Genomic DNA, 14,469 nt, shown 5'->3' with positions numbered 1-14,469 from the left:
TGTTGTGCTCCCGGCAGGAAAAATAGTGTTACAAGTCTCAAAAGGGACAGTGCAGGCACCATGCCAGGCGGCATAAAAATAAATACCTATATATTTCAACAATTTAAATAAGTTGAACTTACTCAAGCCATGCAAGTTGCAAGAGCGGCGGCAGGAAGGCGTGCGTTATGCATTCCCCTGGAAAAAGTATCGGTTTTGCCAACATGAAGTTTTATTTAGGAAGCGTTCAGCCATTTCTTGGCAAAATGCCCCCACTTCTAGTGTGAATCGCTCACCAGGTAATCCTATGACCCGCATTTTGACCATCGAGGATGACGCCGTAACGGCCCGCGAGATCGTCGCCGAGCTGAGTAGCCATGGACTGGACGTAGACTGGGTGGACAACGGCCGCGAAGGCCTGGTCCGCGCCGTGAGTGGTGATTACGATCTGATCACCCTCGACCGCATGCTGCCCGAACTGGATGGGCTGGCCATCGTCACCACCTTGCGCACCATCGGGGTGTCGACGCCGATCCTGATGATCAGCGCCCTCTCCGACGTGGACGAGCGCGTGCGCGGCCTGCGCGCCGGCGGTGATGACTACCTGACCAAGCCATTCGCCTCCGATGAAATGGCCGCCCGCGTCGAAGTGCTGCTGCGGCGCAAAAGCACGGTCAAGGAATTCGAAACTGCCCTGCGCGTGGCCGACCTCGAACTCAACCTGATCAGCCGCGAAGCCAGCCGCGCCGATCAGCCTCTGAGCCTGTTGCCCACCGAGTACAAACTGCTGGAGTTCCTGATGCGCAACACCGGGCAGATCCTGTCGCGGATGATGATCTTCGAGGAAGTCTGGGGCTATCACTTCGACCCGGGCACCAACCTGATCGACGTGCACATCGGTCGCCTGCGCAAGAAAATTGATCCACCGGGCCTCACGCCGTTGATCCGCACGGTACGAGGTTCGGGTTATGTCATTGCTGAACCCCTCTAAAGGCTGGCGTTCTTCCAGCAGCCGTTTGCTGGCGCTGTACAGCTCGCTGTTCGTAGCCTGGAGCTGCATCCTCATGGGGGTGCTGTATTACGAAGTGTCCGGTTACCTGAGCGACCTGTCGCGCCATTCGCTGATGCAGCGCCAGCATCTGTTCCAGCGCTTTGACGGCGAAGAGCTGGTGGAAGCGTTGACCACCAGCATGACCTTCGACATGAAGGGCGTGGACGCCTACGGCTTGTTCGACGAGCAATTTCGTCCTTTGAGCGGGCCGATCCGTGCGATCCCGCCGGACCTGCCGCTGGACGGCAAGATCCACGCCCTGTCCAACTGCGTCGACTCCGACGACCCCAAACTGCCCAAGGACAGCTGCGACGCCGTGGCCACCCACACCGACGACGGCCGCTGGCTGGTGCTGGTGCGCGCCAATGGCTCGTTGTTTGGTGTGACGCGGATCATCTGGCATGCCTTGCTGTGGGCGCTGTCACTGACGATCATCCCCGGCGCTGCAGGCTGGCATTTACTGCGCCGACGTCCGCTGCGGCGGATTCGCGGGATCCAGGCCAGTGCCGAAGCGATTGTCGCCGGCGACCTCACCCATCGCTTGCCGCTGTCCAACCGGCGTGACGAGCTCGACATGCTCGCGGCCATCGTCAACGCCATGCTCGACCGCATCGAGAAGCTGATGAACGAGGTCAAGGGCGTGTGCGACAACATCGCCCACGACCTGCGCACCCCGCTCACCCGCCTGCGGGCGCAGTTGTACCGCATCAAGCAGCAGGCCGAAGCCGAGTCGGCCCATGCGCTGCAACTGGACGACGCCATTGCTGAAACCGACACCCTGATGGCGCGTTTTCGCGGGCTGTTGCGTATCTCGGAACTGGAAGATCACCAACGTCGCTCAGGCTTTCTGGTGATGGACCCGCTGCCATTGCTGCGCGAGTTGCACGACTTCTACCTGCCCCTGGCCGAAGAAGGCGAGTTGCAGCTTTTACTGCAAGTACCAGACTCCCTGCCGTGGATCACCGGCGACCGCGCGTTGCTGTTTGAAGCCCTGGCCAACCTGCTGAGCAACTCGATCAAGTTCTCCCCGGCGGGCGGCGAAGTGATTTTGCGCGGGGTCAACGACGGCGGCAGCACACGCATCGAAGTCCATGACTCCGGGCCAGGCATACCGGCGGCGGAACGCAAAGCGGTGTTCCAGCGGTTTTATCGCGTGGATGAGAGCGACCAGCAAGGTGGGTTCGGCTTGGGCTTGTCGATTGTGGCGGCGATTATCAATTTGCACGGGTTCAAGTTGGACGTCGGCACCAGCGAGCAAGGCGGTGCGAGGCTAGTGCTGGAATGTCGCCAGCAACTGATGCCCGAAGCCTAAGGCGACTGGGTTCCAAATGTGGGAGGGGGCTTGCCCCCGATAGCAGTGTGTCAGTCACCTGATCAATAACTGAAAAACTGCCATCGGGGGCAAGCCCCCTCCCACATTGGCCCTGCGGTGCGTAATAGATCTGATCAGCTCAGAAATTCGGCCGCAGCGCCTCAACCCCTCCCTTGTATAACCCAGCGAACAGCTCTTCCACCGCTGCATCCGTAGTGCCGGCCGACGGCGTAAACACACCGGACCATGTCACCTTCGCCGACGATTCGCTCAACGCCTCAACCTGCAACGTCGCCAGGTAGGCCGTCACCGGAAATGGCGATGCCCCCTCAATGGTGTAGCTGTAGGTGCGCGCCACGTTATCAAAGGTCTGCAAACGCTCGACGATCGAACCACCGTCGGCGGTGGTCAGGTGGCGCAAGCGGCCGCCTTCGCCCGGTTCGCTCTTGGCGATCAGCGGCAACCAGTCCGGCAGGCTGTTGAAGCCGCCTACCAATCGCCAGACCGTGTCGGCCGATACCGGGATTTCAATCACTGCAGATGCTGTTGGCACGGTAAATCTCCAAAAGTCGTAGGAAAACGTCGTTCAGCCTGCCACGCAAAGCCGGTCAATGCATCAATTCCCGCAGTCGATACCACAACATCCCCAACGCCAGCAGCGGCGAACGCAGCGCCTTGCCGCCGGGAAAGGTCATATGCGGCACCTGGCTGAAAACATCCAGACCCTGACTGTGACCCGCATGAATCGCCTCGGCCAGCAGTCGCGCGCACCAGTGGGTCACATTCAGCCCGTGGCCGGAATAGCCTTGGGCGTAGAACACATTCGGGTACTGCTGCAACCGCCCGACCTGAGGGAAACGGTTGGCGGTGATGCCGATCTTGCCGCCCCACTGAAACGCGATGGCGGTGTCGGCCAGTTGCGGGAACACCTTGAGCAGCTTGGGCTGCATATACGCGGCAATGTCCGCCGGGTCGCGCCCGGAATAATGGCAGGCACCGCCGAACAGCAGGCGACGGTCGGCCGACAACCGGTAGTAATCCAGGCCGACTTTCTGGTCGCACAGCGCCAGGTTCTGCGGGATGAGTTGGTTGGCCAGCGCCTCCGACAGCGGCTCGGTGGCGATGATATAGCTGCCCGCCGGCAACACCTTGCCGCTCAGGCGCGGTTCCAGTTCTTCGAGGTGCGCATTGCAGGCCAGCACCAGGCTGGCGGCGCGCACCGTGCCAGCGGCGCAGCGCACGTGCACGGTGTCGCCGTGGATCAGCTCCAGCACTTCGGTGTGCTCGAAGATTTTCACGCCGAGGGACTCAGCCATCTGCGCTTCACCCAGCACCAGGTTCAATGGGTGCAAATGCCCGGAGCCCATGTCCACCAGGCCGCCGGCATACACGGTCGAGCCCACTACCTGCGGCATATCCTGCGGCCCAACCAGGCGGGTTTCATGGGTGTAACCCAATCGCCCAAGGCCCTCCTGCTCCGCCTTGAACGCCGCGAACTGCGCCGGGGTGTTGGCCAGCTCGCAGAAACCCCAGCGCAGATCACAGTCGATGCCATGCTCACGAATGCGCTCGCCCACCAGCGCCACCGAGTCGATGCCGGCGCGCTGCAGGTAATGCACACCCTCCTCCCCCACGTATTTGGCGAACCCCGACACATCGTGGCCGATCCCGCGGATCAACTGCCCGCCATTGCGCCCGCTGGCGCCCCAACCGACGCGCCGGGCCTCCAGCACAATCACCGAGAGCCCGCGCTGAGCCAGTTCGATGGCGGTGTTGATGCCAGTAAAACCGGCGCCGATTACGCACACATCGGCACTCAGGTCGGCGTCCAGGCTCGGCCGCTCAGGCATGGCATTGGCTGTGGCCCGGTAATAGGAGCGGGCGTGGTCGTTGGACTGGATCATTTATGGGCCTTCACTTTGCTCCAGGCGCGGTCATCAGGCGCATGGTTGCCGGGGTCGGTGGAATCGCCAGCAGCTCGAACCACAGGTTGGAGCCTTCCTTGGGAATCGAATAGGCGATATTCAAGGGCCAGCGGGAGAAGCTTGTTCACAAGACGCATTGAGGTCTATCTTGGGCCAGCCTTCGAACGGCATCTATCCACTTTGCACGCAGCACAACGCACCAATAGAGTGCGCACGGATTCTTCATGACACTGGCAACCGCTTCGCGCGTACAGGCCTTCGCCACTGGTGATGTGGCCGCCCAATGCAATGCAACACCTGGCTGGGTGCAGCAGTACCAGCAGATGTCCCCGGGGCACTTTGCCGGGCGCATCCGCTACCTCGATCTGCAGGGCGTGCAGGTGTACGAAGAGTGCATGAATACTCGCGTCGAGCAGCATTTCAATGCGCCCCCGGGCTCGCTGGCGTTCTGTTTCGATGGCAGTGACAACGCGCTGTACCTGCTCAATGGCGAAAGCCGCAATACCTGGATCACCCCGGAAAACTACCGCGAAGTGGCGGTGGTGTTCGGCCCGCAATTCGTGCAGCGCCATGGCTTGGATGTGACGAAGCTGGAAGGCCTGTTCATGGCCCCGCTGACCTGCCAGCAGAACGCGCTGTTCAGCCGCTGGCTCAGTGGCACGCTGACGCGCTTGTCCACAGTCGCCGACCCGGTCTCCCTCACCCGGCAACTGCTTGACGACTGCCTGTTCATCCTCGACAACGCCTGTGTCTGCCTGGATCGCAGCTCATTGCGAAGACGCAGTGAAGAACGCCAGTTGATGGCGCGCATCGGTGAGTGGGCGGCGGATGCGCCGGATGCAACCGTCAACCTGCTGGAACTGGCACAGATCGCCGGCGTGTCCTTGCGCCAGCTGCAGCAAGGCTTCAAGACTTACACCGGGATGAGCCCGGCGCAGTGGATGAGGTTGCGCCGCTTGAATGGCGCACGGCGGGACTTGCTGACCGCAGTCGACCGCACCGTGGCTGAAGTGGCGATGAACTGGTCGTTCTGGCATTTGGGGCGGTTCTCGCACAGCTACCGTGCGCTGTTCAACGAGCTGCCAAGCGAGACCCTCAAGCGCTCCTGAGGACATCAGGTTTTGATGGTGAGCGGACTTCTGTGATGTCTGTGCGGCCATTCTCAATAACTTGTAAAACCGCGCCGTTATGCCTAGCTTATGCGCCCCACGCCCTGCGCTTTAAGGCCTTGCCCCCATGGTTTTGCGTTTTCGTCCCGTCGTCACTTCCCGTTTCGCCCTCGGCCTGCTGCTCAGCGGCGGTATCGGCAACAGCCTCGCGGCAGAGATCGAACTGCCGGCGGTGAAGGTCCAGGGCCAGGATGAGGCCGGTTATCGTGCCGATACCGCCTCGGTCGGTGGCTTCAGCGAAACACCGCTGCTGGACACCCCAGCCTCGATCACCGTGCTCAACGCCGCCCTGATCAAGGACCAGCAAGCGCGCCTGCTCAGTGAAGTGCTGCGCAACGACGCCTCGGTGGGCGACAGCTATGCGCCGATTGGCTACTACGAAAACTTTGTGGTGCGCGGCTTTTCGCTGAACGCGGCCAGCAGCTACAAGATCAACGGGCGCACCATCACCGGCGAGCAAAACGTCGCCCTGGAAAACAAGCAGCAGGTCGAAGTGCTCAAGGGCCTGGCGGGCCTGCAAAGCGGGATTTCCGAACCCAGCGGCGTGATCAACTACGTGACCAAGCGCCCGGAGGATGTACGTTCGGTCACGGTCTCCACCGATGATCGTGGCAGCGGCTACATCGCCACCGATGTCGGCGGTTGGTTTGGCACTGAGCAGCAATTCGGCCTGCGCGCGAACGTGGCCCACGAAGACCTCAACTCCTATGTCGAGCACGCCAATGGCCAGCGCGACTTTGTGTCCCTGGCCTTCGACTGGAACATCAGCCCCGACGCCGTGCTGCAACTCGACGCCGAGTACCAGAACAAGCAACAACGTTCGGTACCGGGTTATCAATTGCTCGGCGGCACCGAGGTGCCCCACGACGCCTCGCCGAAAAAACTGCTCGGCCATCAGAGCGGTTCCAGGCAGGTCGGCATCGACTCGCTGAACCTCAACGGCAAGTTTGAATACCGCTTCAGCGACCAGTGGCAAGGCAGCGTCAGCGCGGCGCGCAGCAAGGTGGTGATCGACGACTACAGTTCGTTTGCCTGGGGCTGCTACGGCTCGACCAGTTGCACGGCCAAGGTGCCAAACACCTTCAGCCCCGAGGGCAGCTACGACGTCTACGACTACCGCAGCCCCGACGACACCCGCCGCGACGATGAAGTCCAGGCGGCCATGACCGGGCTGTTCGACACCGCAGGTATCGGCCATGAGCTGACCGTCGGCACCAGTGCGTTCCGCCGGGTGGTCGACAAGCGCAAGCCGGTCAACGAGTACATCGGCACCAGCAACATCGACGAAGACACGCCGACATTCACCCCCACCGACAAACCGCTGAATGACAGCCACCGCAACCTCGACAGCCGCCAATACGGCGTGTTCGTCACCGACCGCATCCGCTTCAACGAGCAATGGCAAACCATCCTCGGTGGTCGCGAGGTGCGCCTGGATGAAAAGGCCTTCGACGGCGAAACTGGCAACCAGACCCGCCATACCCAGCAATACGTGTTCCTGCCCCAGGCGTCGCTGATCTACAAACCGATTGAAAACGTCTCGCTCTACACCAGCTACAGCAAGGGCCTGTCCCTGGGCGGTACGGCGCCGTGGTTCGCCACCAACGCCGATGAAACCCTCGCCCCCACCACCTCCCGCCAGATCGAAGCCGGCGTGAAATACGACTGGCGCCGCATCAGCTTCGCCGCCGCCGTGTTCCAGACCCGCCAGGCCTATCAGTACGCCAAGCCCGACGCTGCCGGCGACTTCACCTATGTGCAGCAGGGCGAGCAGAAAAACACCGGCGTGGAACTCTCGGCCAACGGCTGGGCCACTGAGCGCCTGCAAATCTCCAGCAGCGTGGCAGCCATTCGCGCGCGGGTGACCGGCAGCGGCACGCCGGAATACGAAGCGCACCAGGCGATCAACGTGCCGAAGCTGCGCGCCAGTGTCTACGCCGACTATGCGTTGCCGTGGGTGAATGGGTTGGCGGTGCTGGGCGGTGTGCAATACAGCGCCAAGAAGTACGCCAACCGCAGCGGCAATGTGGAGGTGGGGGATTACGCGGTGGTCAACGTCGGCAGCCACTACACCACCAAGGTGGACGGCTATGAAACGGTGTTTCGCCTGAGCGTCGACAACCTGTTCGACAAGCGCTACTGGCGCGACGCGGGCGAGTACATGGGCGATGACTACCTGTTCCAGGGCGCGCCTCTGACGGCGCGGCTGAGTGCGTCGGTCAACTTCTGAGGCTTACTTGGGCATCTTGCGAAAACCCACTGCCAACCGGTTCCAGCTGTTGATGGTGGCAATCGCGACGCTCAGGTCGATCTGTTCCTGGGCGCTGAACTCGGCCGCCAGTGCATTGAAATCTTCATCCGGGGCGTGGGTCTGGCTGATCAGCGTCAGGCTTTCGGCCCAGGCCAGCGCCGCACGTTCGCGCGGGGTGAAGAACGGCGTTTCACGCCAAGCCGACAGGGTGTACAGGCGCCGCTCGGTCTCGCCGCCCTTGCGGGCATCGGCGGTGTGCATGTCGAGGCAGAAGGCACAGCCGTTGATCTGCGACACGCGCAGGCGGATCAGCTCCAGCAACGGCAACTCGATGGAGAGTTTGCCGACCGCCGCTTCCAGGGCAAGCATGGCTTTCATGGCGTCTGGGGATGCGGTGTAGAAATCGGTACGGGCTTGCATGGTGGAACTCCAGGACGGTGGGATTGGTGGCTAGGTTAGTCACCGTCGCAGCCGCGAGAAATATCCAATTGTGGAGAAGATCAGGTAGCCAATGCGTCAGCCCGGCAATGGAATCACCCGCAACGGCCGCACCGACTTATAGGAAAAACTCGAATAGATCTCCTTGACGCACGGCAGCGTCTGCAACACCTCCCGCGCAAACTCGCCAAACGACTCCAGGTCCTTGGCCACCACTTCGAGCAAAAAGTCATAGCGCCCGGACACGTTGTGACACGCCACGATTTCCGGAATCTCCAACAAGCGCTGCTCGAACGCCCGGGCGATGTCCTGGGTGTGGCTCTCCATCATGATGCTGACAAACGCCGTCACCCCATACCCCAGCGCCTTGGGCGAAAGAATCGCCTGGTAACCGCTGATCACCCCGCTCTCTTCCAAGTTACGTACGCGACGCCAGCACGGTGAGGTGGTCAGGGACACGCGGTCGGCCAGTTCGGCCACGGTGAGACGGGCATTGCCTTGCAGGGCGTTTAACAACGCCTTGTCGGTGCGGTCCAGAGTGACGGGCATGATGTGCCTCTGTTTGTTGTTTTTAGGGGTTTTTCATCCCTTAAAGCGGGATTTGTCGGCAAAGTTTGCAAAATCCATCTGTGGTTATGAGCATAGCATTGTAGGAAATAAGGAGCGCCCGACATGAACAATAAACACCATGCATTCGGCTTTTCCACCCGCGCCATCCACCACGGCTACGACCCCAAGGACCACCATGGCGCGCTCGTGCCACCGGTCTACCTCTCGGCTACCTTTGCCTTCCCGACTGCCGAATATGGCGCCGCGTGTTTTGCCGGCGAAGCCAGCGGCCACTTCTACACACGCATTTCCAACCCGACCCTGGCGCTGCTGGAGTCGCGCATGGCCACCCTGGAAAACGGCGAGGCGGCGGTAGCGTTCAGTTCCGGCATGGGCGCGATTGCCGCGACATTCTGGACCTTGCTGCGGCCAGGCGATGAAGTGATCGTCAGCCAGACCCTCTACGGCTGCACCTTCGCCCTGTTGCACCACGGCATTGGTGAGTTCGGCATCAAGGTGCGCCATGTGGACCTCACCGACCTGGCCGCCCTGCAAGCGGCGCTCAGCCCCGCCACCCGCATGATCTACTGTGAAACCCCGGCCAACCCCACCCTGCAATTGGTGGACATCGCCGCCGTGGCCGCCCTCGCCCATCAACAGCCGAATGTCACGGTCGTGATCGACAACACCTACTGCACGCCGTACCTGCAACGCCCGCTGGAACTGGGCGCGGATGTGGTGGTGCACTCGGCCACCAAATACCTCAGCGGCCACGGCGATATCACCGCCGGCATCGCCGTGAGCAACCTGGCCACGGCCCAGCGCATTCGCTTGCAAGGCCTCAAGGATCTGACCGGCGCGGTAATGTCGCCCCAGGACGCCGCGCTGCTGATGCGCGGCCTCAAGACCCTGGCCCTGCGCATGGACCGCCATTGCAGCAACGCCCAGGCGGTGGCCGACGCCTTGCAGGCGCACCCGGCGGTGGAGTGGGTCACGTATCCGGGGCTGCGCACTTTCGCGCAGTACGAGCTGGCAGCGCGGCAAATGAGCCAGGCGGGCGGCATGATTGCGTTCGAACTCAAGGGGGGGATCGACAGCGGTCGGCGCTTTATGAACGCCCTCAAGCTGTTCACCCGTGCGGTCAGCCTCGGGGACGCCGAATCCCTGGCCCAGCACCCGGCGAGCATGACCCACTCCACCTACACCCCCGAAGAGCGTGCGCACCATGGCATCAGCGAGGGGTTGGTGCGTTTATCGGTCGGGCTGGAGGATGTGGCCGACCTGCTGGCGGATGTGCAACAAGCGCTGGCCAAATGTGCTCGCGCCGTGCCACGCCAAACGCTGATGGCGGCGCATGCCGTGAGATAAGTGCCGTGCTCCCCTCGCGGCGGTCGGACAGCTCCGGCCGCCGTTGGCCGTGGTTAATCTGGTTTTTTTGGCAATTGGATCCCCATGCGGCCGCCAGGCTGTACTAGCATACGTCCTGCACTCGACATTCATGGACGAACTGATGAACTCACACCTGTTCCCACATATAGGCAAGGTCATCGCCAGCACCGGCAGTCGCCATTTCCCACGCATGCTGCATGACCTGATCCTCACCCAACTGGCAGTGGACGCCACCCATATCACCCAATTGCACGTGAGCCCCGACGGGCACACCCGCCGCAAGATCAGCCCGGTCTACACCGACTCGGTGGCGGCCCTGGGCGAAGCACAGCCCGCCGCACAACTGCACCTCACGCGCCGCAAAGACGACGTGCGCTATGTGCTGTCGGTGTACCGCTCGCACCAGTCCGAAAGCTTTTCGCCTCAGGAACGCAGCATGCTGCAGGACTTCTCCACCCTGCTGCTGCCCATGGTGGAAAAACACATCACCGCGATTCAACCCTGCTGCCAGGACAGCGACCCGAAGGCGCCGCAAAACCAGGGCATCGACACCCTGCGCCGGCGCATTGAAGAGCGCCTGGTGCAATCGGGCCTGACCCTGTCCAACCGCGAGCTGGAAGTGTGCGTGGGCCTGCTGGCCGGGCGCACCGCGCCAGAGTTGGCGGAGCAACTGGCGTTGAAGGTCAACACGATTGAAAGCTACCTCAAGCGAGCGGCGATCAAGTTGGGGATCAGCGGGCGGCATTCGCTGTTGCGGTGGATGTACGCCACGGACGACATCGCCAGCTAAGCCTCCCGTCGCCCCGTAGCAGCTGTCGAGCGCAAGCGAGGCTGCGTTGGCGCCCCGCAGATCGCGGGGTGTCAATACGTCCGCTACGCAGCCTCGCCAAGGCTCGGCAGCTGCTACGACCCGAAGCTTGCACTTGCCCGTGAGCGTCAATCCCTCGCCAGTGCCTCGATCGGGTCCAGCCGCGCGGCGTTCCGCGCCGGCACAAAGCCAAACACAATGCCGATCAGCGTCGAACAGGCAAAGGCCGTGACGATTGAGCCGACCGAAAACACCATCTCCCATTCCTTCACAAACAGCGAAAACAGAAACCCCAGCGCGTAGGACAGTGAGATACCAATCAAACCGCCGATCAGGCACACCATCACCGCTTCCACCAGAAACTGCTGGCGAATGTCCGACTGCCGCGCGCCCACCGCCATGCGGATGCCAATCTCGCGGGTACGCTCGGTGACCGACACCAGCATGATATTCATCACCCCAATCCCCCCACCAGCAATGAAATTACGGCAATCAACGACAACAGCAGCGCCAGGGAGCGGCTGGTTTTCTGCACCGTCTGCATGATGCTGTCGAGGTTGTTGGTGAAAAAATCCTTGGTGCCGTGGCGTTGCAGCATGAGTTTGTTGACGTTGTCTTCGACCACCTTGCTCGGCTGGCCGTCCTTGATGCGCACGGTGATGCTGTCCAGATGACGCTGGCCCAACAGGCGCCCCGCCGCTGTTTCGTAAGGCACCCACACGTTGAGCGCCTTGCTGGCGGCGAACATGTTTTTGTTGTCAGCCGTCACGCCGATCACCGTGCACGGCAGGTTGCCCACCAGGATCACCTGGCCCAGCGGGTCCACGTTCGGGCCGAACAGGCGGTGGCGGGTGTTGTGGTCGATCACCACCACCTGGGCCTGGCGCCGGGCATCGCTTTCGCTGAAGGCAATACCGGCTTCGAGCTTCAGGCCCTTGACCTTGAAATAGCGGTCGCTGACACCGTTGACCTGGGCGTCCAGGTCGATATTGCCGTAGCGCAGCAACAGACTGCGGCCCACCACCGGCGTGGCGCTGTCCACGTAGTACAGCTGGTTCAGCGCGTCCACATCCGATGGCATCAGGGTTTCGATGGCCGAGGCGCGGCTGTCGCCGAAACTGGTGCCGGAAAAGATATCGATGGTGTTGCTGCCGATCGCCTGGATGTCCTTGAGCACATAGCGCTTGGCGCCTTCGCCAATCGCCGAGATCGACACCACCGAGGTGATGCCGATGACGATGCCAAGCATGGTCAGCAAGGTACGCATGCGATGGGACACCAGCGCGACCCAGGCCATGTTGAACGCTTCCTTGAACAGCCCCAGGCTCGCCACCAGACGCCGTGCGCCGCTGCGCCGCGGCTCTATCGGCGTCTCGGCCGGCACGTCCAGGCCACTGCTGGCGTTGGCCTTGTCACTGATGATCTCGCCGTCGCAGACCTCGACAATGCGCTGGGCATTCGCCGCCACTTTCGGGTCGTGGGTGACGATGATCACCGTGTGCCCCGCCGCGTGCAGTTCAGCGAGGATGCGCATCACCTCCTTGCCGCTGTGGGTGTCGAGGGCGCCGGTGGGTTCGTCGGCGAGGATCACTTCACCGCCGTTCATCAAGGCCCGCGCGATACTCACCCGCTGCTGCTGGCCGCCGGAGAGCTGGCTGGGCCGGTGCGTGGTGTGGCTGGCCAGGCCCAGCCGTTCGAGCAATTCCCGTGCGCGACTGTGGCGTTGGGTCTCAGGAGTGCCGGCATAGATCGCCGGCATTTCCACGTTGTGCAAGGCGCTGAGGTGCGCCAGCAAGTGGTAGCGCTGGAAGATGAACCCGAAGTAATCGCGACGCAGCTCCGCCAGTTGCTCATCGCCCAACGAGCGGGTTTCGATGCCATTGATTTTGTAGCTGCCGGCGGTGGCGTAATCCAGGCCGCCGAGGATGTTCATCAAGGTGGATTTGCCGGACCCGGACGCACCGATAATCGCGACCATTTCCCCGGCCTGAATCGTCAGGTCGATACCCTTGAGCGCAATGAATTCGCGCTCGCCGGCCATGAAACTGCGGGTGATGCCCTTGAGTTCCAACAGTGGCTGGCTCATCCGTCAGTTCCCCGCCACGGCAGGCGACGCATCGCCGATCACCACTTTATCGCCCTCGGCCAGGCCGTCCAGGATCTGCACCTTGACGTTGTTGTTGATGCCGGTCTTCACATCCCGCGACACCGCCTTGCCCTTGGCGTCCAGCACCCGCAGCGCGTAACTGCCGTCCTGGTTGCGCGCCCCGAGTGCGGCCACCGGCACCATCAACGCGGCCTCGGCGGTGTCGAGCACGATGCGCACCTGGGCGGTCATGGCGATGCGCAGGCGGTGGTCGGGGTTGGGCACATCGAACAACGCGTTGTAGAACACCGCCGTGTTCTGCTTGGGCGTGCCGGCGGTCTGGGTTTCGAGGAAGTTCTGCGGCGCCGGCTCGGTACCGCGCAGCTTGGCGTAGTAGCGTTTGTCAGCCTCACCGAGGATGGTGAAATACACCTGCTGGCCGGGGCTGATATGAATCACATCCGCCTCCGACACCTGGGCCTTGACCGTCATTGTGTCGAGGTCCGCCAACTTGAGCAGTACCGGTGCCAACTGGCTGGCGATCACCGTCTGGCCTTCCTGGGTGACGATGCCCACCACATCGCCGTCGATAGGCGCATTGATGCGGGTGTAGTCCAGGTTGATCTTGGCGGTGTCGATCTGGATATGCGCGCTTTTGATCTGTGCATCCAGGGCCAACAGATTGGCCTGCTGTACCTGATAGCTCGATTCGGCGTCTTCGAAATCCTGGCGTGAGACCGACTCGTCATTCTGCAAGCCTTTGTAGCGCTCATACACCGACTTGGCCTGCCTGAGCTGCGCCGCAGTGGCCCGGCGCTGGGCCTGGAGGTTTTCCTCATCCACCTGGGCCTTGCGCAGGGTGTTCTGCAGGATCAGCGGGTCGATTTCCGCCAGCCACTGGCCCTTTTTGACCTTGTCGCCGACCTTGACCTTGAGCGACTTCAACTGCCCAGAGACCTGGGCGCCGACGTCGACCTGCTTGATGCCTTCGAGCAGGCCGGTGGCCAGGACGGCGTTTTCGATATCGCCGCGTTCGGCGGTTGCGGTGAGGTACAGCGGTGCATCGGCTGGGGCCTGGACGGTGTAGATGATCAGGCCGATGGCGACGGCCAGTACGGTGAATATGCCGATTTTGCGAAATTTAGAGTTTTGCATAGGTGACCATTTGATGAGGTTTGATCGGGTACATATCCGTTTCTGGGGTAACGGCGGCTATTGGTTCCGCCCTTACGGCGGGTCACTTTGGAAAAGCCCCAAAGTAACCAAAGGGCTCTTGCCCCAACACTCGGCACCTCGCCTAGGCTCGGTGTGCCCTCACTCCGGCTTGAATCCGTGGGCCGCCGCGATGGGCCATCCATGGCCCAGCGCGGCTAACCCGGCGTCCTGCCGGGTTACCCACGGATTCAAGCCTGCGTTCGGCCAGCGTGTTTGACGGGGCGCTTGAGATCAAAATCAAAATCAAAAGCAGAGCCAGAGCCAGAGCCAACCTGAGGCCCACCTGATGTATGGAGA

General features: G+C 62.1%; 11 protein-coding genes and 1 pseudogene. 6 read left to right on the top strand and 6 right to left on the bottom strand.

All coding sequences use genetic code 11. The features are described from left to right. Positions 1-286: 286 nt before the first annotated feature. Positions 287-970, top strand: a complete 684-nt coding sequence (locus DNK50_RS15330; RefSeq protein WP_010564812.1) for a response regulator transcription factor — start codon at positions 287-289, stop codon at positions 968-970. Then, complete coding sequence (locus DNK50_RS15325) at positions 948-2,342, top strand: HAMP domain-containing sensor histidine kinase (protein WP_099585122.1); 1,395 nt, start codon at positions 948-950, stop codon at positions 2,340-2,342. Before DNK50_RS15330 ends, DNK50_RS15325 begins: the two co-directional genes overlap by 23 nt. A 139-nt stretch (positions 2,343-2,481) precedes the next feature. Here DNK50_RS15325 and DNK50_RS15320 read toward each other — a convergent pair whose 3' ends face one another. Continuing rightward, on the bottom strand, positions 2,482-2,895 hold the full coding sequence (locus DNK50_RS15320; RefSeq protein ID WP_112194931.1) for an SRPBCC family protein: 414 nt from the start codon (positions 2,893-2,895) through the stop codon (positions 2,482-2,484). Positions 2,896-2,950: 55 nt separating this feature from the next. Beyond that, positions 2,951-4,246, bottom strand: coding sequence for an FAD-binding oxidoreductase (locus DNK50_RS15315; RefSeq protein ID WP_112194929.1), 1,296 nt, complete (start codon positions 4,244-4,246; stop codon positions 2,951-2,953). Between the two features lie 245 nt (positions 4,247-4,491). On the opposite strand from DNK50_RS15315, the gene DNK50_RS15310 reads away from it, so the two are divergent. Both DNK50_RS15310 and DNK50_RS15305 read left to right on the top strand, forming a co-directional pair. Next, the gene (locus DNK50_RS15310) at positions 4,492-5,376 is read left to right on the top strand and encodes a helix-turn-helix domain-containing protein (RefSeq protein WP_112194927.1); all 885 of its coding nucleotides are present in this window, start codon (positions 4,492-4,494) and stop codon (positions 5,374-5,376) included. A 127-nt stretch (positions 5,377-5,503) separates the two neighbouring features. After that, positions 5,504-7,666, top strand: coding sequence for a TonB-dependent siderophore receptor (locus DNK50_RS15305; protein ID WP_112194925.1), 2,163 nt, complete (start codon positions 5,504-5,506; stop codon positions 7,664-7,666). 3 nt (positions 7,667-7,669) lie between these two features. Here DNK50_RS15305 and DNK50_RS15300 read toward each other — a convergent pair whose 3' ends face one another. Then, entirely contained in the window at positions 7,670-8,107 is a 438-nt protein-coding gene (locus DNK50_RS15300; protein ID WP_099585127.1) for a carboxymuconolactone decarboxylase family protein, read from the bottom strand. 96 nt (positions 8,108-8,203) lie between these two features. Then, positions 8,204-8,674, bottom strand: coding sequence for an Lrp/AsnC family transcriptional regulator (locus DNK50_RS15295; RefSeq protein ID WP_099585128.1), 471 nt, complete (start codon positions 8,672-8,674; stop codon positions 8,204-8,206). Positions 8,675-8,797: 123 nt separating this feature from the next. Between DNK50_RS15295 and DNK50_RS15290 the strand changes: the two genes are divergently transcribed. Next, complete coding sequence (locus DNK50_RS15290; RefSeq protein ID WP_112194923.1) at positions 8,798-10,042, top strand: methionine gamma-lyase; 1,245 nt, start codon at positions 8,798-8,800, stop codon at positions 10,040-10,042. 142 nt (positions 10,043-10,184) lie between these two features. Further along, the gene (locus DNK50_RS15285) at positions 10,185-10,853 is read left to right on the top strand and encodes a helix-turn-helix transcriptional regulator (protein WP_177411529.1); all 669 of its coding nucleotides are present in this window, start codon (positions 10,185-10,187) and stop codon (positions 10,851-10,853) included. 146 nt (positions 10,854-10,999) lie between these two features. Here the strand turns inward: DNK50_RS15285 and DNK50_RS15280 are convergent. Then, positions 11,000-12,957: pseudogene (locus DNK50_RS15280) on the bottom strand (MacB family efflux pump subunit). A gap of 3 nt (positions 12,958-12,960) precedes the next feature. Continuing rightward, positions 12,961-14,112 carry a macrolide transporter subunit MacA gene (macA, locus tag DNK50_RS15275; RefSeq protein WP_112194921.1) on the bottom strand — a complete coding sequence of 384 codons (1,152 nt, stop codon included), beginning with the start codon at positions 14,110-14,112 and terminating at the stop codon, positions 12,961-12,963. Between the last annotated feature and the right edge of the window lie 357 nt (positions 14,113-14,469).

It is taken from the genome of Pseudomonas sp. LG1E9 (assembly GCF_003290225.1).
Lineage (GTDB): Bacteria > Pseudomonadota > Gammaproteobacteria > Pseudomonadales > Pseudomonadaceae > Aquipseudomonas > Aquipseudomonas cyclaminis.
Note: the sequence above shows the minus strand (reverse complement) of the source record. Positions and strands in the feature narration are given on the sequence as shown.

Bases quoted from the DNA above. Each gene is read 5' to 3' on its own strand.
- DNK50_RS15330 (WP_010564812.1), top strand. From the start codon at position 287: ATGACCCGCATTTTGACCATCGAGGATGACGCCGTAACGGCCCGCGAG.
- DNK50_RS15325 (WP_099585122.1), top strand. From the start codon at position 948: ATGTCATTGCTGAACCCCTCTAAAGGCTGGCGTTCTTCCAGCAGCCGT.
- DNK50_RS15315 (WP_112194929.1), bottom strand. From the start codon at position 4,246: ATGATCCAGTCCAACGACCACGCCCGCTCCTATTACCGGGCCACAGCC.
- DNK50_RS15310 (WP_112194927.1), top strand. From the start codon at position 4,492: ATGACACTGGCAACCGCTTCGCGCGTACAGGCCTTCGCCACTGGTGAT.
- DNK50_RS15305 (WP_112194925.1), top strand. From the start codon at position 5,504: ATGGTTTTGCGTTTTCGTCCCGTCGTCACTTCCCGTTTCGCCCTCGGC.
- DNK50_RS15300 (WP_099585127.1), bottom strand. From the start codon at position 8,107: ATGCAAGCCCGTACCGATTTCTACACCGCATCCCCAGACGCCATGAAA.
- DNK50_RS15295 (WP_099585128.1), bottom strand. From the start codon at position 8,674: ATGCCCGTCACTCTGGACCGCACCGACAAGGCGTTGTTAAACGCCCTG.
- DNK50_RS15290 (WP_112194923.1), top strand. From the start codon at position 8,798: ATGAACAATAAACACCATGCATTCGGCTTTTCCACCCGCGCCATCCAC.
- DNK50_RS15285 (WP_177411529.1), top strand. From the start codon at position 10,185: ATGAACTCACACCTGTTCCCACATATAGGCAAGGTCATCGCCAGCACC.
- macA (WP_112194921.1), bottom strand. From the start codon at position 14,112: ATGCAAAACTCTAAATTTCGCAAAATCGGCATATTCACCGTACTGGCC.